This window comes from Trinickia sp. (genome assembly GCF_036503415.1).
Taxonomy (GTDB): Bacteria; Pseudomonadota; Gammaproteobacteria; order Burkholderiales; family Burkholderiaceae; genus Trinickia.
Genome location: NZ_DASXWY010000016.1, coordinates 1 through 1,751, shown reverse-complemented (window position 1 = coordinate 1,751; position 1,751 = coordinate 1). Strand labels below are relative to the sequence as shown.

General features: G+C 62.0%; 1 protein-coding gene. It reads right to left on the bottom strand.

What is annotated here, in order from left to right:
- On the bottom strand, nucleotides 1-1,625 hold a 1,625-nt coding region (locus tag VGL01_RS02625; RefSeq protein WP_331566784.1), incomplete at its 3' end, for a hypothetical protein.
- Nucleotides 1,626-1,751: the final 126 nt, after the last annotated feature.

The following is a 1,751-nucleotide window of genomic DNA, read 5'->3' as shown; positions in this document are numbered from 1 at the left end:
ATGCCTGGAGGCAGGCTTCTGCCCGTGTTGCGGAATTCCCGGACGAGTCGCGTGAATCCCGGCGTGCCGCGCAGATGGAAACGATCGCTATCGTCGACATGCGGTGGCAGGGCCACGGTCGGGCCGGTCTCCCCGAGCTGCCTCTTCGCTTTTTTGACGCAAAGCGTGAATTCGTCGTCCGCGCCGTTTTTCACCTCGTCCGAGCCGTCGTCTTTCTGCTTGATGACGCAGCTCGCCTTGACGACTTTTTCCTTCTTGTTCTTCTTCTTTTTGATCGTTTCGTTGACGTTTGCCGCGGCATCGGAGACGCGCACGATCGCCTTGGCCGCGTTGAGCGCCTGCTCGGCCCGGTTCAGATCGGCGTTGAGCCATCGATCGAGTTCGGCGTTGCCGGTGCGCAGCGTACCCGCGCCCTGTTGATCGGGCGCGAACATGCGAGCGATGCTGGCAAGCAACTCGTCGACTTCCAGCGGGGTGAGCTCGCCAATGGCCGCAACCGCGCGCCGGTCTTCGTCCGTGCACGGCTGCTCGCCTTCTCCGGCGAGGTGATTGGAATTGCAAAACTGGGCGCCCATGGCGGCGTCGAATGCATCGGTGTAACCGAGCTCTCTCGGCTCGAGCGCGGAGGCCTCGAAAACGGTTGGCTCGGGCAGGCGTGGGATGTCCTGCGGATCGGTCACTTCCACGAGCGGCAGCGGCGCGGCGATGTCCTCATTGGGATGGGGATCGAATGAGCAAAGATCTGCGCGGCCGAAGTAGACGTCCAGCAACAACGGCAGCATCAGATTGCTCATGTCGAAGATGACGTTGTTCAGGCATCGCTTGTCGCGCCGGCGTCCGCCCGAATCGGCGCGCAGATCGAGCGTTCGCTGCTCGATGAAGGGCAGGCGGCTGGTAGAGGTGCGCAGCGGATGGAGCACGTCGTTCTGATCCCCTCGGACGAGGCCGGCGCGCAGCGGCGCTTGCCGCCAACGCGACCAGTTGCTTTCATCCACCGCGAGCGCAATATCACTGGCCAGCGTTCGCCCGGTGATGACGTGCATGCCTTGCACGGTGGCCTCGTTGACGGTGAGAAGCAAGTTGCCTTTGCCGTTGGACGACGAAGCACCGTCTAGACGGGGAACGACATACAGCGTCACGACGAAATGGCTCGCGCGGGAGGAGCTTACGTCTACCCTCTGCGCCCACCGGTGCGTGGTGTCTTGCCAAACCGTTGTTCTGTCGGTCCGCAGGAAGGGACTCGAGGATTTCGACAGGGAAGGACCGCCATAGACCACGAACAACGCATGGTTGTAGAACTCGACGATGACCTGGGCCGACTCGTCCTGTGAGCCAATTGCGACGTTGTAATCGCTTTTGTTTGGCACCAGCATGCGGACGGCTCGCAGGTGGCTGGCCTCGACGCCGGGCGTATCGGGGCCCGACGATGCCGGGCGCGAACCCTGAAATTGAGGAAACGTGTTGGCGTCGACTTGCTGGACGATGCCTACGCCGTTCGAGCGCGTTTCGCTTCGCATGCGGTAGTCGCCTGAATCGGCGAGCGCGTCGAGCGAAACGACCGATGTGGTCGCTAGCAGCAATGCCAGGGGGATCGTGCGGATACGGACCGATAAACAACGAAACATCTATGCCTCTATGAGTGAACGAATCGGGAGCGCGAGACGCGACGAACGCGCGCTCGACTGCGGTGCGCAGGCTAACCGCCAGGTGAGAGAGACAGCGTTATTCGCGAAAATCTAGGACTGATTCCA